The following is a 21,710-nucleotide window of genomic DNA, read 5'->3' on the forward strand; positions in this document are numbered from 1 at the left end:
CGCAGTCAACGGTTGATCTGTTGGACTGCGCGTTGGCGCTGGGTCTCCGCATCTTTCAACAGCCGATAGGATACGTAGTACTTGTAGATATTCCGTACGTAAGTTGTCGTCTCCGTTCCAATCTTTTCCGCCACGACAATCTCAACGTTGTTGAACCATACGTCGGGATTCAATCCACGCTCCGTCGCGAGCCTGCGCATTTTTGCTATGTTTCCGGGTCCCGCGTTATAGCTGGCAAACGCGAACAGCGGCCGGTCAACGTCGGAAAACCTCGCATCCTGAAAATAGCGTGTCATGAGCTGATCCAGGTATTTGGTGCCCGCGTGGATGTTTGACTCGGCCAACCTGATGTCACCTACATTGAGTTCCTTGCCCGTTGCGGGCATCAATTGCATGATCCCGATTGCGCCAACCCGGCTCTTGGCATCCTGTTTGAGTTGGGATTCCTGAAAGCCTTGCGCAGCAAGCATTAGCGGATCGAAACTGTACTGTTGGCCATATTTCTCGAATATCGTCACGGTCTGCGCAAACCGCTTGAGTTCGGTGCTTTCTGCGTTGCTATGGATCTGCTTGATTCCCTGCATGTACTGCTTCAGACGTATCTCCGCTATGCTCTGTTTCTTGATGTAGTTGTCATAGAAGTTGCTGAGAGCCGCCTGCAACTGGGGACTTTGCTTTCGCATGGCCCAGCCAACATGGCCCCCTTCGCGCACGGAAATGCTCTCGTGGACCGTGACATTCGGCAGCATCTGCGCCCACATGCGCGCCTTCCAGTCGTCCACGACGATGATCTGCAGGAGGCCAACATTCATCATCTCCATCGCATCCTCGTCCTCCAGCGCGTCTGGCAGCAGCACGATCTTCATGGGCGGCTTGGCCGCCTGGCGGAAGCGGCCATTGAGCGCGTTCAGGCTCTCGTAATAGCTGCTGTAGCGGCGAACGTGCACCGTCTTCCCGCTCAGATCGTCGAGGTTTGAGAGTGCCGGTGACTTTGGCCCCGTCAGGACCAGCTCCCGGGAGGGCTTCCGCGCGCTGGCGGTCACGAAGTCGACCTGTTTCAGTCGCTCATCGGTGACCGTCAGATTACCGGCGGCGATATCGCCGAGGCCATCGTTGAGGGCCGGTAGCAAGCGGTCACGCGTCGTCGGGATCATCACCACGGTCACGGGACGCTTGTCTAGCCTGCTCGCGTATGTCTTGTTGATGTACCGCTCGAAGTCGCGCACGAAATCCGCAGTCAGGCCGCGCTCCTGCCCCCGGTCATTGAAGTACAACGTGCGGCTGAATGGCACGAGCACCCGAATCACGCGTCGTTCCAGCATCGCGTCGAAGTCGCCGCGCCAGGGCTTCACCGTGAGGTCCAGTTTCCTGGCAGGGTCTGCTGCAGGCGGTGCTGACGCAGGTGCGGAGGGAGGCGCGCACCATACCGTTCCGACAAGCGCGCCCGATAACCACAAAGCCACCGAGAGAAGGCCGGTCCCAAGCCACGCGCGCGCAGATTGCATCACATGCACCATTCGGTTGGAGTCCTGCCGGCCGAAATTTATTAAACGCGTTCTTATGAGAATGGCGGCACTGGCGGCGACTCATTTACAGAATAGGCCATTGGTCCAATGGATGACGGACATGCTTGGGTCTACTTTCCAGAAACACGTCAATTGTGACGGCGATTCTGCAGGCAGAGAGGGAGAACTTGCATGTCGTCTGTCAATTCGTCGCAAGAGGAGTCCGCTGAAAAGCGAGGGCCGACTCTCGATATCGTCGATCGCGTATCCGAGACGTGCTTCGGGCTCTTCATGGCGCTGACATTCGTCGGCGCAGTTTCCTCCGCTACCGCCGGCCCCGATGCCGGCCGCACCATGTTGAGCACAGCCATAGGTTGCAACCTCGCCTGGGGACTGGTCGATGCCATCATGTACCTGGTGCGGACGCTGGCAGGACGCGGCATGCTGCAGAAGCTCGTCGTCATTACCAGACGCGACGATCCTGCATCCGGCATCGATGCGATTCGAGACGCACTGCCGCCAGCCATGAATGCCCATGTTTCTGATGAGGATCTCGAACCGTTGCGGCGGCGGTTCCTCAACGGCGCGGCAGTGCCCGCGCGTCCCAGGTTGCGGAGTGGCGACTTGCTGGCAGCCTTTCGGATCTTCTGTATCGTCGTGCTGGCGACCTTCCCCGTCGCATTACCCTTTGTCATTTGGGACGACGTCACAACGGCCCTCGTCGTTTCCCGGGTTCTGACCCTGATCATGCTCTTCGCGAGTGGCGCGGCATTGGGACATTACGGCGGCATCAGCCCGTGGCGTGCCGGCCTCGGCATGATGGCGCTCGGTGTTGCCCTGACTGCGGCGGTCATCGCATTAGGGGGATGACGTGCGTGCATTGTTGGCAGGCGCTGCGATTGGCCTGGTTTTCCAGTGCGCATACGCCCAGGAAATCGACGTGGCCCAGGCGGATGCCAGCGCGCCACCGCCGGCCTGGAGCTTCTTGGCCACTGGCTTCTGGAACATGCCACGACATGAGGGTAGCTACGGCTCGGGCATCTTCACTGCCGATCATGGTTCGCTTCATCTGGAGGCACGCGTCAACTACGAAGCGATACATGCCCAATCGGCCTTTATCGGCTGGTCGTTTTCCGGTGGCGAGACCGTGCAGTACAAAATCACTCCCATCGTCGGCTTTGTCGCAGGCAGCGCGCACGGCCCCATCGTCGGCGCGGAAGCAAGCCTGGCGATCAGCAAATTCGATTACTACATCGAAGCCGAGTATCTGCCCGGCACAGGCTCCACCACGCCCTACACCTATGCCTGGAGCGAACTCGGATACCGCCCCTTGCCGTGGCTGCGCTTAGGGCTCGTTGCACAGCGCACGCGAATCTATGGAGGAGATCGCGAATTCCAGCGCGGCGGATTGCTGCAACTCACGTTCGGCAAAGTCACAGGCAGCGTCTATTGGTTCAACCCGGCATCCCAGGACCAAGTGGTCATCGCTGCCGTGAGCCTGGCGTTTTAACGGCAAGATCCACGCCGCAAGCACAGTCAGACATGCAAGATGTGGAAAAGACCGAATCTGTTGGTAGCGGCTTTCGGTGCGTTGCTGCGAAAGGTAGCAGCAAGCCATGTTGGTTGAAGGAGGTTGAACTCGTTGGCTCCGGGACCGTGTCAGTCTGATACGACGATCGCTCTAGGCGGCCGACATCGCTATGGGACTTGTACGAGTCCTCGTGGATGCTGGATCGGGAGGAAAGCCACGTAGCTTCGCTCCCGAAACCCGCGTCTGTAACTTACTTGGCTGCGGTCTTGACCGGCGTACCGGTGTAGCTCAGCGAAGACAGTTCCTCCTTCGCTTTTTCGGGCGTCTCGAGTTCGAGCACGACACGGCCCACCATCAGGCCCATCGAGGGCGAGCTACGCACGTATTTGGTTTCGCCGGCATCGAGCACGAAGCTGAGCGTCTTCTCGGTTTCCGTGGCAGCCGAGGCAACATACTTGCCAGCCGGACGATCGACGAAGAAGAAGCCACCTGGCTTGGATTCGCCAACAACTTCGTTATTCAGGCGGATATCGGGCTGAATGGCAGCGCCGAACATCGATGCGGAGCGCATGAAGTAGACGCGCCCTTCTCCCGTCTTCACCGTCGGCATCGATGCAGCCATCTCGCTATGCTTGACTCCAGAGGCACAGCCAGCCAGCAGCGACGTAACGGCTACTGCGGCAAACATCATGCGTGCGACCCGTTTCATTGTATTTCTCCTGTTGTAATGGGAACTGCAGTGGTAAGGGGTGAGTAGCTCTGCTCACCCGGAAGGTAGAAACCGACAAGCCGCTTGTCCTGAATGACGAGATACGCCTCGTGGACCTGCCGGCCTTCGATCGTGAACACGGTGCCTGCGGGCCGATACACAGTCCCCTGCGCCAATCGCCCGGCCGGTTTCCAGACCGAGCTCTGCGCGAGGGTGCGCGTGTAGCCGGTATCGAGACGAACTTCCGCGTTGCTTTCAAAGCGGACGGCTCGCACGGATGCGCCATCGGCGAGCGGTTTGAGTTGCACCGGGGCGGTCTGGACCATCGGGGCACAACCCGCCAGTGCCAGCAGGGCGAGCAATAGAATTCGCATCTTCATCGATCGGCTACCGTGATGTCCTGCGACAGATCGCGCAGGTGTCTGTGAATGACATGCCGGTGAAGATAGCAAATCGCACCACTGCATAAAATGCCGTCACCTCCAGCCGACGGAATTCGTATGAAATGCGCAACGCGTGCCGAGCCTGAGCGGGCACACTCTATTTGCGAGCGCTTTCAAGCATTAATCGCCACAGGCAGGCATAGACCCGTGCCTCAAAGCCTTATGACGTCCCTCGATCTAAAGATATCCCGTCATGACGCCGATATATGTTTCTAATGAGGGCAATTCCTGGGCCGCACGCATTTTGTCCTTTCTTCAGCGTCCCCTTCCGAAGCAGGGTTGGCGGTGTCGGCGAACTAGCAAACACAGGTTTGGGGATGATTTAGGCTAATCAGCCTCGGCCTGACTCCCTGCAAGAAGGCGGTCAGGCCGTACATCGGCAAGACGACTGAACGTCTGGCGTCATCTACCTCAGTCGATCTTGGCCCCCGACACCTTCACGGCCTGCCCCCAGCGCTTCTGTTCGTTGACGATGGTCGCCGCAAAGGCTTCCGGCGACTGCCACGCAGGTTCGGCGCCCTGGGCCTCGAACTTGGCTTTCGTATCCGGGTCCGCCAGCACGGTACGCAGCGCACCCGACAGCTTGTCGACGATGTCCTTCGGCGTGCCTGCCGGTGCCAGCACGCCGTAGAAGCCCACTACCTCGAAGCCCTTGAGGCCGGATTCTTCCATCGTCGGCACATCGGGCAGCGCCGGCGAGCGTTTGGCCGACGTCACCGCCAGCGCGCGCACCTTGCCGCCCTTGATGTATTGGGTGAACAGCGGAATGGAGTCGGCCATCATCTGCGCCTGGCCGCCCATCACGTCCGTCAGCGCCGGTGCGCTGCCCTTGTAAGGGATATGGACGATGAACGTGCCCGACGCCTGCTTGAACATTTCCGGCATCAGGTGCGAAATGCCGCCGTTGCCGCCCGATGCAAAGTTCAGCTTGCCCGGATTCGCCTTCGCATAGGCGATGAATTCCTTCAGGTTCTTCGCCGGCACGTTGTTGTTGACGACCATCACCAGTGGAATCAGCGCGGTACGTGCCACCGGGGCAAAGTCCTTCGGCATGCCATACGGCAGTTTGGGATAGAGCGAATTGTTGATTGCCATCTGGCCGGTATTGGCAATCAGCAACGTATAGCCATCCGGCGCGGACTTGGCCACATTGTCCGATCCGATACTGCCGGCGGCGCCAGCCTTGTAGTCAAGCACGATCGACTGGCCGAGAATGGGCTGCAGTTTCTCGGAAAGGATGCGCGCGTGCGTATCGACCGGCCCGCCTGGCGGAAAACCCACCACCAGCCGGATCGGCTTCTCCGGCCAGGCCCCATGCGCGGCGCCGGTTGCGAATGCCAGCGGAGTCAGGGCCAGGGCGGCCAGGGTATGCACAAAACTACGGGAAACACGGCGGGCAACGGACTTCGTCATCATCTCTCCAGATTCGGCCACGCTCTGTGCGGCGTGGATCAGCCTGGTATTGTGACTTTTTTATGACATTCTTGTGAAGTCCCTGAGAACCAACAAGGCCATCCAGCGGAGGAGTGGAAATTGAAAGTCAAACGTGTCGTTGCCAATGTGAAAGCCGTTGACCTGACGCGGGCTCGCGCCTTCTACCAGGATGTCCTTGGCCTTGAACTATTAATGGACCACGGATGGATTCGCACCTACGGCTCGCCATCAGAAATGACCGTTCAAGTCAGCTTTGCATCGGAGGGCGGGTCCGGGACGCCCGTGCCGGACCTGTCGATCGAAGTGGATGATGTAGACGAGGCGCACCGGCGCATGAGCGATGCAGGCTTTCCGACTGAATATGGCCCAGCCGACGAACCATGGGGCGTGCGCCGGTTCTTCGTCCGCGATCCATTCGGAAAGCTGGTCAATATCCTGGCTCACGCGTAGCGTGCCATGCGTCAGAACACGGAGCGGATCGTGCCGCCGTCGACGCGGATCGTGGCGCCGCTCATGTAGTCGGCATAGGGGTTGGCCAGATAGGCGACTGCTGCCGCGATCTCGTCGGGACGGCCCAGACGGCCGATGTCGTTCGGGACCATGTCACGCACACAGCCACGCTCGATGTCCTCCCATGTATCGCCCCATCCGTGCTGCGGCGCGATCTTCTCAAGCAGCTCCCGGACCGCTGGCACCAGAATCGCGCCGGGCGCCACGATGTTCGATGTCACGCCGGAGTCCTTGAGATCGCGGGCCAGCGAGACGGCCAGGTTGTGTCGCGCAGCGAGCGAAGCGTTGTAGTCAGGCTGCATCGGGATCGGCTGACCGGCGAGTCCTCCGCCGATCTGGATCACGCGGCCCCATCCGGCTTCGCGCATGGCAGGCACCAACCGTTGAATCATGCGCACGGCGGACAAGACGTTGACGTCATAGGTCTCGATCCACTTGTCGGGCGAGGCCGTGCTCCAGTTCAGATGATGGTAGTAGCCCGCGTTGTTGACCAGGATGTCGACATGACCGCCCTCTTGCGCCGTGGCGGCCACGGCGTCGGCGCCAGCATCTGTCGCCAGGTCGCCCAAGGCGATTTCAACCAGACCACCCGCCTCCGCAATGTCTGCCGCAACGGCCTTTGCACGATCGCTGCTGCGTCCATTGACGATCACGGTCGCGCCCTCCGCCGCCAGAAACTTCGCAATCGCCTCGCCCAGTCCGGCAGTCGATCCGGTTACCAGGGCGCGCTTTCCTTTCAGTTGAAGATCCATCTGGAGTGTTCCTCGGTGACACCAAAGTTCTACGAGTGTATACTTCGCAAATCAAAAAATCTACGGCTGTTTGATTTATGAAGACACTCGGCAAGAAAGGGGCTGCCACGCGTCAGGCCATCCTCACGTCAGCGCGCCAGGCGTTCACGGAATCGGGCTATGACATTGGCGTACGAGATATCGCGGAGAAAGCGGGGGTGACCGCGATGCTGGTCAATCGCTATTTCGGATCGAAGGAAGAACTGTTCGAGGAAGTGGTGGACGTGGTCCTGTCGACGCCGGGCATTCTCACGGGGGACGTCATGGAGCGCGCGCCCGATGTATCGACGCTATGCCGCGAGGCTGCTGCCGCCCTGGTGGCGAAGACGGCGCCAGACCTGACGCCGATGGATGGATTCCTGATCATGCTGCGATCCGCGAACAACAAGCAGGCCACGGACATCCTGCGCAGGAAATTCGAAACGCATTTCGCCAAACCGCTCGCCTTGCTGCTGCCGGGCAAAGACGCGTGGCAACGGGCCGCGATGTTCTTGTCCGTCATTGCCGGCTTCCAGGTCATGCGGCAAATAGTCGAACTGGCCGCTTTGACGCAGGCCGACCCGAATCAACTGGCAGCAAGACTGGAAGCGGTATTTGAGTTGCTCATCATGGATGGCCCGCGCAGCGCGTAGCTCCCGCCTCAGAACCTGGCGCGCAATCCAGCCATCAACTGCACGCTGTAGCTATCGCCGAAGTTGCGCAGCGGCGTGTTGACCGATGCTTCGGCATAGACCATGGTTCGGTCGTTGTTCCAGGCATAGCTGCCGCCCACGCCTGCCCCCGTCCAAAGGCGGTTGTCGCGCCGCAGGAAGGCAACGTCTGCCACATTGACGCGGGCGGCATCGAGGAACTCGTAGTTCAGGTTGAAGATGCCGTACACGTTCCGGCTGCGCGATTGCGTGGACGTTTCCTGCCAGCGGTTCTTGTGATCGATGGAAATTCCGGCGCGACCCAGCAGGCTCTTGCCGTTCTGCGAGGACACCCGCGCGCCGAAGCGGTCGGTAAAGTCATCGAAGCTGGTCTGTGACCACATCAGTTGCGCCTGCGGCGTCAACGTCAGCGCGTTGCCGACTTCGGTGCGTTTGCCCAGTTCCAGGCTGAACGCCTTGCCGTCGCCGTGGTTGCCACTGGCCATGCGGCCAGCCAGATCCGAATTCAGATCACTGCGATACCACGTGAACTGCGCCTGCGCATCGGCATACACGCCATTCGCGCCATACCAGGTCATCGTGCCGCCCAGGCCGTATCCGTCCGTATTGACGCGGCCATCGCCGCTGGGGGAGCGTGCCCGCGCGTTGCCCCGGACGTAGGTGGCGGCCAGGCCGGCCACCAGCGCACCCCCATCGCGCGCCTGCCACAGCGCGTGGTCAGCCCCCGCCTGCACCCGCCAGACGTCGGTGTCCACTGCCGTGCCGCTGGTGGAGTGCTTCGACGATGAGCCACGCAACTCGCCTTCGGTACGTGCCCATGCACCCGTGCCGCCTGCGAGGCCGCCTTCGCTCCACTGACGGCTGCCCACGCGCTGCTGAAGCGTGGGCAAACGCGTGATGGCCTGCAGGCTCTGCGCGTAGGCTTCGTAGACGGGCACACCGGGTTGGTACAGCGGCTGGACGGCAGAGACTGTCTGCGTGGTATCCGATGGCGGCTGGGTCGAGGCGCTGTCGCTGGGAGCCACCTCCGTCACGGTCGAGCGCAGATACCAGTCGCCATCCGTCGGCGTACTGCTGCCGTTCTTCTGCAAGGTGTAGGCATAGGCGCCTGCCACGACAGCCTGCCTGCCCCGGAACGTGTAGTCGCCGCCGACCAGCGTGAAGCTCCCGCCCGAGGTGCCGCCGACATCGACCACCTTGATGCCCTCGACGGTTTGCGCCCCGCTGCCGCCCACGTTGATCACCCGCACGTTAGTGCTGCCGCTGGTGTTCCCCGTGACCACCAGCTTGTCCGTTGCGCTGTTGTCCCCGCCCAGTACCGACTCGATCTCGAGCGCGCCGCCGTTGCCCGCGTAGTTGCCGGCCACCGTCAGCGTACCGAGCGAGTTGCCAGGGGCAATGGTCCCCGCATTGGTGGTGTTGCCGATGATGCCGCTGCCCTGGAGCCGCGCCGCGCTCAGCACATCCATCGATCCGCCCAGGCGTCCGTTGACAGCCAGTGTGCCGGACTGGACGGTGGTGTTCCCGGTGAAGGACGAACTGTCGCCCGTCATCACGGTCTTGCCCGTGCCTCGCTGGACAATAGCCCCGTTGCCGCTGACCCCGCTATCGAATGTCCAGTTGTCAGCGCGCTGGAAAGCAAGCGTGCCATTGGCGGCCACGTCGCCCGTGATGCTGCCCCCGCTGCCGCTGTTGCCGAGTTGCAGCGTGGCACCCGATGCAATCGTTGTGCCGCCAGCATATGTGTTGGCGCCCGAGAGCACCTGTGTGCCGCCGACGATGCCGAGGCCGCCCGTGGTCTCGATGTTGCCGCCGAACACGGTAGCCGAACCATTGGTGATGTCCAGCCGCTTGTTGCCCATCACCACACGACCGTCGCCAGACAAGCTCTGGATGGTCGCACTGCCTGGCGCCACGCCCGATGCATCGAACACGGCGCCGGACTTGACGTTGACCTCGCTCGCGTTGGCGAAGGAGCCGCCACCGGTCAGCACGACACTACCGGCATCGACGAACAGCCGGCCGATGTACTCATGCGCCGCCGTCGTGGCGAATACGCCAGCGCCTATCTTGACGACATCACCCTGCCCTCTGATCGCAACACCCAGATCCGTGCGATTGACGGCGTTCACCATATCGAAGGTCAATGTATGGCCATTGAGATCGATGCCCTTCCACAGCCCGGCCACGGTGAGGCCATTCGGCATCGTGTACCCACCGCCGTTGACGTTGGTCGCGCGAATGGAAATGTCGTTCTCGAGCACGGTGCGGCGGAAGAATGTCTGCATCGTGATGGCGCTGTCGTTCTGCACGCCCACGCCATCGGTGCCGTACAGATGCACCTCCGGCATCGCCTCATTGTCGAAACGTGACACCACACTGCCATCGCGAATCCATACGGAGCCGATTTCTATGGCAGGGCCATTCAGGAAGTTGATCCGGGTGGCCGAGGTGCCGCCAAGAATCGCGCGGTCGTTGCGCCCGGGCGCTGCGCCGCCTGTCCACGACCCGGTGGCCGACCAGGCAGCCAGCGTGCTGCCCCGGAAAACGATGTCCGCACCCAGCGCCGCGCCCGATCCCGACAGCGCGGCAGCCGCCATGAGCAGCGAGACACCCTTTGCAACGGGAGAGCGCCGTGGAAGGTCAGAAGACGAGGGAAATGCGGGAGAAACGGGGGATGCGGGGGATGCGGGGGCTTTCTTGTTATGAATCGACATCGCTTGTGTACAGCCGGGAGAGAGCCCGCATGGTAAGCGCTAATGTCGCAAACGTATCTAAATCGCTACATTTACTGTGGTTTTTGCCACACCTCGCTGTCGCTACAGCCCGCCCGGCTTTCCCCCCGGCCGCATCGTCGCATTCTCCAGCAACTGCTCGTGGATATACGAATGCAGCAGCAGCGCCTCACGCTCACCGTACGCATCGAAGGCCACGCCGACATGGTGGAAGGGGTCGGCGGGGTCCGCGTCGGGATCTTCGCGGGTGCAGCCTTCCACCGAGAACTTCTTTTTGAGTCCGGCGGCGCGTAGCGTGAATTCCAGCCTGACCTGTACGCCGGGCTGGCCGAGTTCGCTCGATGCGGTGGAAACGGACGCGCCGCCCAGGCTCAGGTCGGTAATCAGCACGGTTTGCGGCGAGCCTGTGCCATCGGCAGCGGATAATGCGCCCACCAGTCGCACGGGCACGCGGATACTGCCGCGCATTTCGCGCGCGTCGAGGTGCTGAATATCGCCAAGCATCCAATAGGGGAATGGCGACCGGGACGTTGCCTGAATGCGGGCGGAGAAACTATGAATGCTGGTGCCCGAGAATCCACGGAACAGCACCGTTTCGCCATCGGGGATTTCCGGGACGGGATTACCGGACAAACTCGGCCATCCGATAAAAATCGCGCCATCATGGAAACCGATCAGGCGGCTGACTGCGGCGCGATTCGGGTCTGCCGGACGTTTGACGTGCAGCAGCGTGCCGATCAGCAACCCGTAGCCGTCGTGCCACTGGGCGCTGGGCGCGTCGGCGCGCAGCGGCGCCATATCCCCGGCCCAGAAGCAGCGCCCAGCCTGGAGCACCAGCACAAGTTCCTCGGCCGTGCGGAATACCGTGCCCTCGTCGGCCACGGGAAAGCCCAATTCATCGACCAGCGCCGATTTCAGCGGACTGCCCAGTTCGATATCGCCAGCCTGCACTTCCCTGCGCATTGGATGCACTTTTCATCCCTTTCGAATAATTCGCTACTTTAGATAGTCTTTGTGTCTTTGTCAGGTACGCGCTGGTTAACGCTGATATGCCGCGCGTTTTAATCAGCCGAACGCCGATTCCATCTGGCGCGCACGCTTGACGCTGTCGCCGTGCAGATACAGCGAGGTCGTGGAGACCGAGGCGTGGCGCAGATTGTCGCGCACCGTCGTCAGTTCCGCACCACGTGCCAGTGCATGGGTGGCGTGGGTGTGGCGCAACCAGTGCGGGCTGGCCTTGCGCAGTTTCTCGGCAGTAGCCGGACGCTCGGTTTCGAGCTGGTCTGCTGCCGTGGCGAAAAAGCGCTTCATGACCATCCACAAGCGCGCGCCCGTGATGCCGCCGCTTTCATCGGGACCGAGGCTGCTAACCAACGGCGTAGCGGGCTCCCACAACGCCCGGGTGACCGGGAGCTGCCGCTCGACGAGATAGCGATCCAGCGCATTGCGCGCCAACGGCGGCAGCGCCACGCGGCCGGCCTTGGCCCCCTTGCCGACCAGATGCAGCCAGTGATCGCCATGCACATCGGTTTCGATACCGCGCAATGTGGCCCCCACCAGTTCGCTGGCGCGCAACCCCGTGGCATACGTGAAATCCAGGATAAAACGCAGCCGCTGCGCAGCCGGTGCATCCCAACCGTACGACCACTCCAGCCCATCGGCAATGCTGCGCGTGATCATCCATTCGCCTTCGGAAAACGCATGCGAGACGTCGAGTGCGGCGGTCTTGGCGCCACCGCGCACTTTCAGGCCGGCGAACGGATTGGCCAGCACATAGCGTTGCTGAACGAGCCATCGGAATAACGCGCCGATGACTTGCAGCGCGTAGGCAGCGGATCGCGGCGACAAGGCATCGGTGAACGGTTTCCAGTCCGCCGCGCTACGTGGCCGGGCCGGTCCCACCCAGCGCTCGCGTGGCGACGGTTCGCGCAGGAAATTCCGATAAGCGGTGGCATCTTCTGTCGTCAACGATGAAAGCGGACGGCCTTTCTCGATGATGGCCCACAGAATCAGCCGCTCGGCTTCCTTGCGATACGCGCGCTGCGTGGCCGGCGATTCGTGCAAGGCCAGCCATGCCTGCACCGCCGCGTAATCGTTGTCCGCAGAGAGCGAAGAGGTTTCGCGCGGCGCGCGGAACTGGCCCAGCGAACCATCCACTTCATGCGGCAGACGCCCCATCTGCTCCCACGGCACGATCATCCCGCGTGGCTCGGCGGCAATCATCGCGCGTGCACGCGCAGTCAACTCGGGATGATCGGCGAAAAACGCTTCGATACGTCGCGCACCGTTTGGCCCCAGCCCCGGAATCGTGGCCCACCACTGCCTGCGGCGCGGAATGCGGACGGTCAGGTCCGCGAGTGTATGAATGTCCTGCGCGCGCAGTGCCTCCACGGCAGCCGGCGCGAGCCACAGCCCGATATCGTCGGAGATCGCCGGCAGCGGCGGCGGCAGATTGCGCAAGGTCTCGATCGCCTGATTAGCAGCCCTGCCCTTCTCCGATCGCTCCGACGCCGACATCTCGAACAGCACCGCCAGATCCTCGCGCAGCCGGTATCGCGCATACGCGGCAAGCTGCCGACGAATACCGCCGAGAATCCCGCGCGAAGACTGCCCCTGAAGCCGATCCGCATCCAGATACTGCGCCACCGCCGCTCGCGTGGACAACCCGGCATGCCAGGCGCGCAGCATCGCCAGTTCGGCAGCGTCGGGGAAATCGAATGGATGGGGATTTGGGCGGCTTTGCATCCGCCGGATTTTATCACCCGACCATATGTATTGCGATAACTTTTCTTATCGCAATATGCTTGCCATCGCTGACAACTCGTCGCGCACGGAAGCGCTTCAGGAAAAAGCCTGAGTGTCCCGCTCGATCGATACCCCAATCGGCCGCACCTGCCGCTGCGCTGCCGCCACGGCTGCCGTGCGTGTTTCCACGCCGAGCTTTTCGTAGATGTGCTCCAAGTGCTTGTTAACAGTGCGCGGACTCATGCCGAGTATTTCGGCCACGTCGCGGTTGGTCTTGCCGCGTGCCACCCAGGCCATGACTTCGGCCTCGCGCGTGGTGAGCGATGGTGCGGATGCCGGCGACGGTTCGGCGCCTGTCGAGGTGGCGTTGCCAAGTTCTACCACCGTCCATTCGGAAGTCTCTCCCGTCAACCGGCGCAGATGCAGATGGTCGATCTCGCACTGCCCCGTGCCCTTGAGCATCTGCAGTGCATCGACCAGCGGCGACGGCAACATCGTGCCCGGTGCCGGCGTCTGCCAGCCTTGCGCAGTCAGAAGCTGCGTGGCTTTCGCATTGCTCCAGAGCCATCGGCCATCGGAGCCCGCTGCGAACATCGGTGTCTCGCTGCGCATCAGCGCCTCGCGCGCACTGCGCGCCAACCTTGCCTTGCTGCTGTGGGCACGCACCCGCGCAATGACCTCAGCAATGGCGATGGGTTTGGTGACGTAGTCGCAGGCGCCGACTTCAAAGCCTCGCACGATGTGTCCCGTATCGCCCAGGCCCGTCATGAAGATCACTGGCAGGTCTGCGTGACGATCCATCAGCGCCTCGCACGTGGCGAAGCCATCCATGCCCGGCATGTCCACATCGAGTAGTACCGCATCGGGTGCGAAGAACGACAGTGCATCGAGTGCTGCGTTGCCGCTCGATGCTTCATGCACAAGCATGGATTCCGCACCGAGCGCGCGGGTGAGAAAGCCGCGTGCGTCCGGACTGTCGTCCACCACCAGCACACGCGTTTCGACGGCGTTCGAAGCAAGTTGGAGATCAGGTTCGATTTGCATGAAGAGCCTCGCCAAGAGATGCAGTCAGTGCCGCCGCATCGGTGCGTGCGAGCGTCAGCATCTGCTGCGCCCACACGGCCACGTTGCCGCCGCCTTCCACTAGTTCCGTGAGATATGCTTCCGCCGCGCGCAGGCGCCCCGTGGCGCCCATCGCCAGCAGTTCGCGTAACGTGTCGGGCGCTGGCGGCACCGACGACAGCGTTGGCACCGCTGTCAGCGCGCGATGCACGATCTCGATCAGTTCCGCCTCGCGCACCGGCTTGCTGACAAAGCCGAGGTAGCCATGCAACTGCCGCGCTTCCTCGGTGTTCTCGTGCGCATTGGCGGAAACGATCACCACTTGGGGCGGCGGCTGTTCGGCGCGAATCAGTCGGCACAGATCCCAGCCCGACGCATCGGGCAAATTCAGATCGAGCAATACAAGATGCGGTCGCCATTCACGGACCACGGACAACACGGCTGCGCCCTCATCCAGTTCCTGCACCGTCAATCCAAATGGCGCGAGAAAGCCGCGCAGCACGGCGCGATGGGCGGCCCGATCGTCGACGATCAGCACGCGCGCATCCGCAGGCAACGGTTCGGACGGCATGGCCTTGCGTGGCCTAACCACCGCCGCGACGGCTGGCAGATAGAGACGCACGCGGAACTCGCTGCCTTCGCCCGGTTGGCTATGCACGCGAATGTCTCCGCCCATCAGGTCCGCCAGCAGCCGCACGATGGCCAGCCCCAGACCGATACCTTCGCGGTCGTCATGCGGCGTGCCACGTTCGAATGGATCGAAGATCCGCGCCTGATCCTCGGGCGGGATTCCCGCTCCGGTATCGCTGACGCGAATCGTGGCGAGTTCGCGTTGATGCTGCACGGTCAGGGTGACCGAACCGTGATCGGTGAACTTTATCGCGTTGCTGACGAGGTTGATGACGATCTGCCGCAGCCGCTTGGAATCGCCATGCACATGCGGCGGCAGCTTGCCCACCACGCGGTAGTGAAACGCGAGGCCACGCGCAGCGGCCAATGGACGGAACATGCGCACGAGATCGTCGAACAGGGATTCAAGCGAGACGGCTTCCTGTTCGAGCCGCAGCTTGCCCGCCTCGATGCGCGACAGTTCCAGCAATCCGTCCACCAGACTGGAAAGGTGTTCGCCGGCACGGCCAATCGTGCGCACATCCTCACGATATGCTCCTGGTAGTGAAGGTGCCCGCAAGAGCAACTGTGAATAGCCGAGAATCGAGTTCAAGCCGGCGCGCATTTCATGGCTCATGCCGGTAATGAACCGGCTCTTGGCCACGTTGGCTTTTTCCGCCACTTCCTTCGCATGCTGCAGCAAGGCATCGGTCTGACGGTGCGCATCGATTTCCTTCTGCAGCAGCACGTTCTGGCGCTCCGATTCCTCCTGCGCCACCGTGCGGCTCTCGTTGACCAGCACCAGCCACCATGCCGCCACTGCCGCGAACAACGTGAGTCCCGCGCCAATCTTGAGGAACAGCGCACCGCCGTTAGTGCCCGCCATCGCCAGCGGGTTCGACAACTGTTCCTGCGTATAGAACAGCCATAGCAATGTGCCAAACGCGAACACCATCCCGGCGAGCACCAATACGAACTGGCCGATACGCCGCGCCGTCACGGGTGGCGTGCCGGCCGGAAGCAGCCGCGCGAGTGCCGTGGCAATCTGCTCGGGCGCACTCGCTCCCGGCTTGCAACGGTCTCCACATCGCGCATCGAGCGTGCAGCACAGGGAACAGATCGGGCCGCGATACGCCGGGCAACCGGCCATGTCCTCTCGTTCGAAACGATTGCGACAGATGATGCAGCGGATCACCGCGTGGCGTGCGCCGAAATCCACTGGCACGCGCGCCATGAAGAAGCGGCGTTGCGTAACCAGTGCGATGAGCGGCGGAAGCACCGTTGACAGCAACAATGCCAGACCAATTGACGCGGGCCGCAGCGTATCGCCGAAGACGCCCAGGTGCATCAACAAGGACAACGCCGACGCCAGCGCCATGCTGCCAAATCCCGCCGGGTTGATATCGAACAGGTACGCACGCCGGAACTCGACATGACGCGGCGACAGCCCCAACGGCTTGCTGATCACCAGATCGCCGAAGATCGCACCCACCCACGCCACGGCAAGATGCGCATACAACGCCAGCACCTGTTCCATGGCCTCGAAGACGCCCATCACCATCAGCATCACGGCAATCAGCACGTTGAACGCCAGCCACACGACGCGGCCCGGATGGCTATGCGTCAGCCGCGCGAACACGTTGGACCACGCCAGCGATCCGGCGTACGCATTGGTGATGTTGATCTTGGTTTGCGAGACCAGCACCAGCAGGCCCGTCAGCACCACGGGCAGCCACGCGGGCCAGCCTTCGCCCAATCCGCGCGCGAAACCGGCGAGATACATCTGGGTGGGTTCCAGCGCATGCGCGATCGGCAATTCCGCCTGCAACACGATGAACGCGAGGAACGCACCACCCGCCATCTTGGCCGCACCCAGCACAATCCAGCCCGGGCCTGCTGCAATCAACGCGCTCCACCAGCGCACGCGATTGCTGCGCGTGAGCGGTGGCATGAAGCGCAGGAAGTCCACCTGTTCGGCAATCTGGCCGATCAATGCGGCCGCAACGGTTGCAGCGGCACCGAAGGCGGGCCATGAGAAGCCATCCGCATCGGCCAGCCGTCCGTTCAGTGTCAGGAACGCACTGTAGTGCTGCGGCTCGCGCCAGAGGATCAATGCGTAAGGCAGCACCAGCAACAACAGCCACAACGGTTGCGTCCAGAGCTGGATGCGCGACAGCAGCGTCACGCCATGCATCACCAGCGGAATCACGATCACCGATGACAGCAGGTAGCCGAGCCAGCGTGGCATGTCGAACAGCAGCTCGAATGCCTGCGCCATGATGGCCGCTTCCAGCGCGAAGAAGATGAATGTGAAGCTCGCATAGATCAGCGAGGTAATCGTGGAGCCCAGATAGCCGAAGCCCGCGCCGCGCGCCAGCAGATCCATGTCCAGGCCGTCGCGCGCGGCGTAGTAGGAGATGGGCAGGCCGGTCAGGAAGATCACCAGGCTCACGGCGGCAATCGCCCACATGGCATTGGTAAAGCCATAGCTCAGCGTGATGGCCGCACCAATCGCTTCCAGCGCCAGGAACGCCACTGCACCAAAAGCGGTATTGGCCACCCGAAACGCGCTCCACTTCCGGAACGACCGTGGTGCATAGCGCAGGGCGTAGTCCTCCAGCGTCTCGTCGGCGACCCAGCGGTTGTAGTCGCGCCGGATCTTGCTGATGCGCTGAACGGGCTGGGAGGCAATCGGCATGGCGTGGAGGCGGACAAGGTCGAACCCGACCGGGGATGCAAGACGCATGCCTTGCCGTGCGTACGTTGAATGACGTATATCGCGCTACGCAGGTGCGCCGCATGATCCGCTCAACGCAGCACCCACCCTCACCTGCCGCCAAGGAGCGTTGAACATGCGTGACAACAAAGACCAGCCGCTATCGTCGAATCGCCGCCGCCTGATGCAAGGGCTGGCCGCCCTGCCCGCACTGCCGCTCGCTGGCATGACTGCGCAGGCGCACGGCGCCAACCTGCCGACCTCCGCGGTCAATACAACCAAGCTCGCCGTGACCGATACCGAAGTCATCGTCGGCCAGCTTCATTCCGCCACGGGGACGATGGCGATTTCTGAAACGGGTTCGATCCAGGCCGAGCAACTTGCCATCGATCAGATCAACGCAGCAGGCGGCGTTCTCGGTCGCAAGATCAAGGTGATCAAGGAAGACGGTGCCTCGGACTGGCCCACCTTCGCCGAGAAATCGAAGAAACTGCTCGTCAACGATCGCGTGGCCGCCGTGTTCGGCTGCTGGACGTCGGCATCGCGCAAGGCCGTGCTGCCGGTCTTCGAGAAAGAGAACGGCCTGCTGTACTACCCGACGTTCTATGAAGGGCTGGAACAGTCGAAGAACGTTATCTACACGGGTCAGGAAGCCACGCAGCAGATCATCTGGGGTCTGGACTGGGCCGCCAAGCAGAAGAACGCGAAGAGCTTCTTCCTGATTGGTTCGGACTACATCTGGCCGCGCACGTCGAACAAGATCGCGCGCAAGCACATCGAGAATTTCCAGAAGGCCAAGGTGGTGGGCGAGGAGTACTACCCGCTGGGTCATACCAACTTCAACTCGCTGATCAACAAGATCAAGATCGCCAAGCCCGATTGCATCTACGCCATCGTGGTGGGCGGCTCGAACGTGGCGTTCTACAAGCAACTCAAGGCAGCGGGTATCACGGCGGACAAGCAGTTCCTGCTCACGATCTCCGTGACCGAGGACGAAGTGCTGGGCATCGGCGGCGAGAACATCGCTGGCTTCTACGCGGCCATGAAGTACTTCCAGTCGCTGGACAACCCCAACAACAAGCAGTTCGTGGATGCCTTCAAGGCCAAGTACGGCGCAAAGTCCGTGATCGGCGATGTGACGCAGGCAGGCTACCTTGGCCCATGGTTGTGGAAGGCCGCCGTGGAAAAGGCTGGCAGTTTCGATATCGACAAGGTAGTGGCGGCATCGCCCGGCATCGAACTCAAGACCGCGCCCGAGGGCTACGTGAAGGTCGATACGAACCATCACCTCTGGAGCAAGACGCGCGTGGGACTGGCGCAGCTTGACGGCCAGTTCAAGGTGGTAGCGGAATCGCCGCAACTGATTCCGCCGAACCCGTTCCCCAAGGGCTACCAGTAATCCATCCACGCGGGAGCACGGTCATGAATCTCTCCGACATGCTGAATATTGGCCTGATGCAAGGCTTTGCCGGCCTCAGCCTGTTCTCGGTCCTGCTGCTGATGGCATTGGGACTGGCAATCATCTTTGGGCAGATGGGCGTCATCAACATGGCCCATGGCGAGTTCATGACCATCGGCGCCTACACGATCTACCTGGCCTCCACCACGATGGAACGCCTGGCGCCGTCATGGATGGGCTGGTATTTCCCGCTGGCAATCGGCGCGGCCTTCGTGTTCGCGTTCGCTGCGGGATGGCTGGCCGAGTGGGCGCTGATCCGGCATCTGTACAAGCGTCCTCTCGATACCTTGCTGGCGACATGGGGGCTCTCGCTCGGCATGCAGCAACTGTTCCGCTCGACCTTCGGTCCGAAGGAAGTCAGCCCCACGCTGCCCGAATGGTTGATGGGTTCGTGGGCACCCGCCCCCGGACTCGATATTCCGATCAACGGCTTGTTCGTAATGGCATTGACGCTGGCCGTGGCCGGGCTGGTGTGGCTGGCACTGTATCGCTCACGATGGGGCTTGCGTGTACGCGCCACCACGGCCAATCGCGCCATGGCCAATGCGGCGGGCATCAACACCAAGCGCACGGATCGGCTGACGTTTGCCATCGGATGCGGCATCGCGGGTGTGGCAGGCGCGGCGTTCACGACGATTGGTTCCACCGGCCCTACGAGCGGCGCGCTCTATATCGTCGATTCGTTCCTGGTGGTGACGTTCGGGGGCGCGGCAAGTCTGGTGGGCACCGTTGCCTCTGCTTTCGGCATCGCACAAATGCAATCGATCAGCGAGTTCTTCCTGACGGGTTCGATGGCGCGCGTGCTGACGCTGCTGCTGATCGTGTCGATCCTGATGATTCGTCCGCAAGGACTGTTCGCACCGGCGGTGCGGCGTTGATCGCTAACTTGATGGTTCACGGAGTTCGATGATGTCTCCCACAAAATCGCTGCCGCTACGGCAACGGCTGCACGCCCTTGGCGGCGAATGGGCCGGTTACGCGCTGCTCGGGCTGACGCTGGTCGTCGTGCTGCCGCTCGCGCTCGATGTGTTCCGCCTGAACCTCGTCGGCAAGTACCTGAGCTACGCATTCGTGGCAGTGGGACTTGTCATGCTCTGGGGCTACGGCGGTGTACTGAGTCTTGGGCAAGGCGTGTTCTTCGGGCTGGGCGGCTACGCCATGGCGATGTTCCTGAAGCTCGAAGCCTCGGACCCGAAAAGCACCGCCATCCAGTCCACGCCCGGCATTCCCGACTTCATGGACTGGAACCAGCTCACCGCGCTGCCCTGGTGGTGGGAGCCGTTCCGGCACTTGCCGTTCGCGCTGATCGGCGTGATCGCCGTGCCGGTGCTGCTGGCCTTCGTCGTCAGCTTCGCCATGTTCCGGCGCCGCGTTGGCGGCGTGTATTTCGCGATCATCACGCAGGCCGTGGCGCTGATTCTCTCCGTGCTGATCATCGGCCAGCAAGGCTATACAGGTGGCGTGAACGGCATCACCGATCTCAAGACCATGCTCGGCTGGGATATCCGCACCGACAGCGCAAAGATGATTCTCTACTTCGTCAACGTGGCGCTGCTGTTCGGCACGATGCTGCTGTGCCGCTGGATTCAGCGCACCAAGCTTGGCGTGCTGCTGCTGGCGATGCGCGACAAGGAAGACCGCGTGCGCTTCTCCGGCTATGACGTGGCGATGTTCAAGGTCTTCGTGTTCTGCCTGGCGGCGGCGCTCGCTGCGGTAGGCGGTGCAATGTTCACGCTTCAGGTGGGTTTCATGTCGCCGTCGTTCGTCGGCATCGTGCCATCGATCGAAATGGTGATCTTTGCCGCAGTGGGTGGACGCATGAGTCTCGTCGGTGCGGTGTGGGGCACGTTACTGGTCAATGCGGGCAAGACGTACTTCTCGGAGAGCTTCCCCGACCTGTGGCTGTTCCTGATGGCCGCGCTGTTTATCGGCGTAGTGGTGGCCTTCCCCGAAGGTCTCGCGGGTCTCTATCACAAGTTCATGGCCCGGCGCCGTCGTGGCAGTGAGTCCGGCGAGCCGGCCAGCAACGTCCCCGGCAAGACAGCATAGGAGCGACCATGAGCAATACCGATTTCATGCTGGCTGTAGAGGACTTGTCCGTGTCGTTCGATGGATTCAAGGCCATCGACAACCTGACGCTGTACGTGGACCGCGACGAACTGCGCGTGATCATCGGCCCGAACGGCGCGGGCAAGACTACGCTGCTCGATCTGGTGTGCGGCAAAACACGCGCCAGCGGCGGCAGCATCAAGTTCGTCAATCGCGAGATGACCGGCCTGCCCGAATACGAGATCGTCCGCGCCGGGGTTGGGCGCAAGTTCCAGACCCCTTCGATCTACGAAAACCTCAGTGTGTTCCAGAACCTGGCGGTGTCGTTTCCGCGTGGACGTGGCGTGTTCGGCGCCCTCGCCTTTCGCACCACCGACGAGGTACGCCAGCGCGTGACCGATGTCGCTACAGAAATTGGCCTGGCCGATACGCTGGAGCGCGAAGCCGCGCAGTTGTCGCACGGGCAGAAGCAATGGCTGGAGATCGGCATGTTGCTGATGCAGGAACCGCAACTGCTGATGCTCGACGAGCCCATTGCCGGCATGAGCGTGCGCGAACGCGAGCTGACCGCCGAACTGCTCAAGCGCATCAGCAAGGGACGCGCCGTCATCGTGATCGAGCACGACATGGATTTCGTGCAGCAGATCGCAGACAAGGTCACCGTCATGCACCAGGGAAAGATCCTGGCCGAAGGATCGATGGCGCAAGTACAGAAAGACCCGCGCGTCATCGACGTCTACCTGGGCCACTGAGCCCCGAGCC

The 21,710-nt window shown here is 62.1% G+C and carries 18 protein-coding genes; 8 read left to right on the plus strand and 10 right to left on the minus strand.

All coding sequences use genetic code 11. The annotated features are described in order from the left end of the window. Positions 1-5: 5 nt before the first annotated feature. The gene (locus GA566_RS19930; RefSeq protein WP_137924396.1) at positions 6-1,505 is read right to left on the minus strand and encodes a transporter substrate-binding domain-containing protein; all 1,500 of its coding nucleotides are present in this window, start codon (positions 1,503-1,505) and stop codon (positions 6-8) included. Positions 1,506-1,697: 192 nt separating this feature from the next. On the opposite strand from GA566_RS19930, the gene GA566_RS19935 reads away from it, so the two are divergent. Together GA566_RS19935 and GA566_RS19940 are read left to right on the plus strand one after the other, a co-directional pair. Continuing rightward, positions 1,698-2,375: a VIT1/CCC1 transporter family protein gene (locus GA566_RS19935; protein WP_137924385.1), complete on the plus strand. Its 678-nt coding sequence runs from the start codon at positions 1,698-1,700 to the stop codon at positions 2,373-2,375. Between the two features lies 1 nt (position 2,376). After that, positions 2,377-3,015, plus strand: coding sequence for a hypothetical protein (locus GA566_RS19940; RefSeq protein WP_160473809.1), 639 nt, complete (start codon positions 2,377-2,379; stop codon positions 3,013-3,015). 271 nt (positions 3,016-3,286) lie between these two features. Here GA566_RS19940 and GA566_RS19945 read toward each other — a convergent pair whose 3' ends face one another. The 3 genes from GA566_RS19945 to GA566_RS19955 form a co-directional block, all read right to left on the minus strand. After that, positions 3,287-3,745: a DUF2846 domain-containing protein gene (locus GA566_RS19945; RefSeq protein ID WP_160473810.1), complete on the minus strand. Its 459-nt coding sequence runs from the start codon at positions 3,743-3,745 to the stop codon at positions 3,287-3,289. Next, positions 3,742-4,125, minus strand: coding sequence for a hypothetical protein (locus GA566_RS19950; RefSeq protein ID WP_160473811.1), 384 nt, complete (start codon positions 4,123-4,125; stop codon positions 3,742-3,744). Before GA566_RS19950 ends, GA566_RS19945 begins: the two co-directional genes overlap by 4 nt. Positions 4,126-4,599: 474 nt before the next feature. After that, complete coding sequence (locus GA566_RS19955) at positions 4,600-5,601, minus strand: tripartite tricarboxylate transporter substrate binding protein (RefSeq protein ID WP_160473812.1); 1,002 nt, start codon at positions 5,599-5,601, stop codon at positions 4,600-4,602. A 120-nt stretch (positions 5,602-5,721) separates the two neighbouring features. On the opposite strand from GA566_RS19955, the gene GA566_RS19960 reads away from it, so the two are divergent. Next, complete coding sequence (locus tag GA566_RS19960; RefSeq protein ID WP_137924390.1) at positions 5,722-6,072, plus strand: glyoxalase superfamily protein; 351 nt, start codon at positions 5,722-5,724, stop codon at positions 6,070-6,072. Positions 6,073-6,083: 11 nt separating this feature from the next. On the opposite strand, the gene GA566_RS19965 is transcribed toward GA566_RS19960, so the two are convergent. Further along, positions 6,084-6,884, minus strand: a complete 801-nt coding sequence (locus GA566_RS19965; RefSeq protein WP_160473813.1) for an SDR family NAD(P)-dependent oxidoreductase — start codon at positions 6,882-6,884, stop codon at positions 6,084-6,086. A 77-nt stretch (positions 6,885-6,961) separates the two neighbouring features. Between GA566_RS19965 and GA566_RS19970 the strand changes: the two genes are divergently transcribed. Beyond that, on the plus strand, positions 6,962-7,555 hold the full coding sequence (locus GA566_RS19970) for a TetR/AcrR family transcriptional regulator (RefSeq protein WP_160473814.1): 594 nt from the start codon (positions 6,962-6,964) through the stop codon (positions 7,553-7,555). Positions 7,556-7,563: 8 nt separating this feature from the next. Here GA566_RS19970 and GA566_RS19975 read toward each other — a convergent pair whose 3' ends face one another. From GA566_RS19975 to GA566_RS19995, 5 genes are all read right to left on the minus strand, one after another. Next, positions 7,564-10,173 carry an autotransporter outer membrane beta-barrel domain-containing protein gene (locus GA566_RS19975; protein WP_160473815.1) on the minus strand — a complete coding sequence of 870 codons (2,610 nt, stop codon included), beginning with the start codon at positions 10,171-10,173 and terminating at the stop codon, positions 7,564-7,566. Between the two features lie 219 nt (positions 10,174-10,392). Beyond that, positions 10,393-11,271: a flagellar brake protein gene (locus GA566_RS19980; RefSeq protein ID WP_137925585.1), complete on the minus strand. Its 879-nt coding sequence runs from the start codon at positions 11,269-11,271 to the stop codon at positions 10,393-10,395. A 102-nt stretch (positions 11,272-11,373) separates the two neighbouring features. Then, positions 11,374-13,053, minus strand: a complete 1,680-nt coding sequence (locus tag GA566_RS19985) for a site-specific integrase (protein WP_160473816.1) — start codon at positions 13,051-13,053, stop codon at positions 11,374-11,376. A 96-nt stretch (positions 13,054-13,149) separates the two neighbouring features. Further along, positions 13,150-14,097, minus strand: coding sequence for a response regulator (locus GA566_RS19990; RefSeq protein WP_160473817.1), 948 nt, complete (start codon positions 14,095-14,097; stop codon positions 13,150-13,152). Further along, the gene (locus GA566_RS19995; protein ID WP_237380518.1) at positions 14,081-17,470 is read right to left on the minus strand and encodes an ATP-binding protein; all 3,390 of its coding nucleotides are present in this window, start codon (positions 17,468-17,470) and stop codon (positions 14,081-14,083) included. Before GA566_RS19995 ends, GA566_RS19990 begins: the two co-directional genes overlap by 17 nt. A 106-nt stretch (positions 17,471-17,576) precedes the next feature. Here GA566_RS19995 and urtA point away from each other — a divergent pair, with 106 nt between their 5' ends. From urtA to urtD, 4 genes are read left to right on the plus strand one after another with little or no spacing between them, the layout of a single operon-like run. Then, complete coding sequence (urtA, locus tag GA566_RS20000; RefSeq protein ID WP_160473818.1) at positions 17,577-18,839, plus strand: urea ABC transporter substrate-binding protein; 1,263 nt, start codon at positions 17,577-17,579, stop codon at positions 18,837-18,839. A 23-nt stretch (positions 18,840-18,862) separates the two neighbouring features. Then, positions 18,863-19,777 carry an urea ABC transporter permease subunit UrtB gene (gene urtB / locus GA566_RS20005; protein WP_160473819.1) on the plus strand — a complete coding sequence of 305 codons (915 nt, stop codon included), beginning with the start codon at positions 18,863-18,865 and terminating at the stop codon, positions 19,775-19,777. Between the two features lie 31 nt (positions 19,778-19,808). Next, on the plus strand, positions 19,809-20,948 hold the full coding sequence (gene urtC, locus GA566_RS20010) for an urea ABC transporter permease subunit UrtC (RefSeq protein ID WP_160474677.1): 1,140 nt from the start codon (positions 19,809-19,811) through the stop codon (positions 20,946-20,948). Positions 20,949-20,956: 8 nt separating this feature from the next. Beyond that, a complete protein-coding gene (gene urtD, locus GA566_RS20015; RefSeq protein ID WP_137925579.1) occupies positions 20,957-21,700 on the plus strand; it encodes an urea ABC transporter ATP-binding protein UrtD in 744 nt (247 codons plus the stop codon). The last annotated feature ends 10 nt before the right edge of the window (positions 21,701-21,710 follow it).

The organism is Cupriavidus sp. SW-Y-13, assembly GCF_009793345.1.
GTDB lineage: Bacteria > Pseudomonadota > Gammaproteobacteria > Burkholderiales > Burkholderiaceae > Cupriavidus.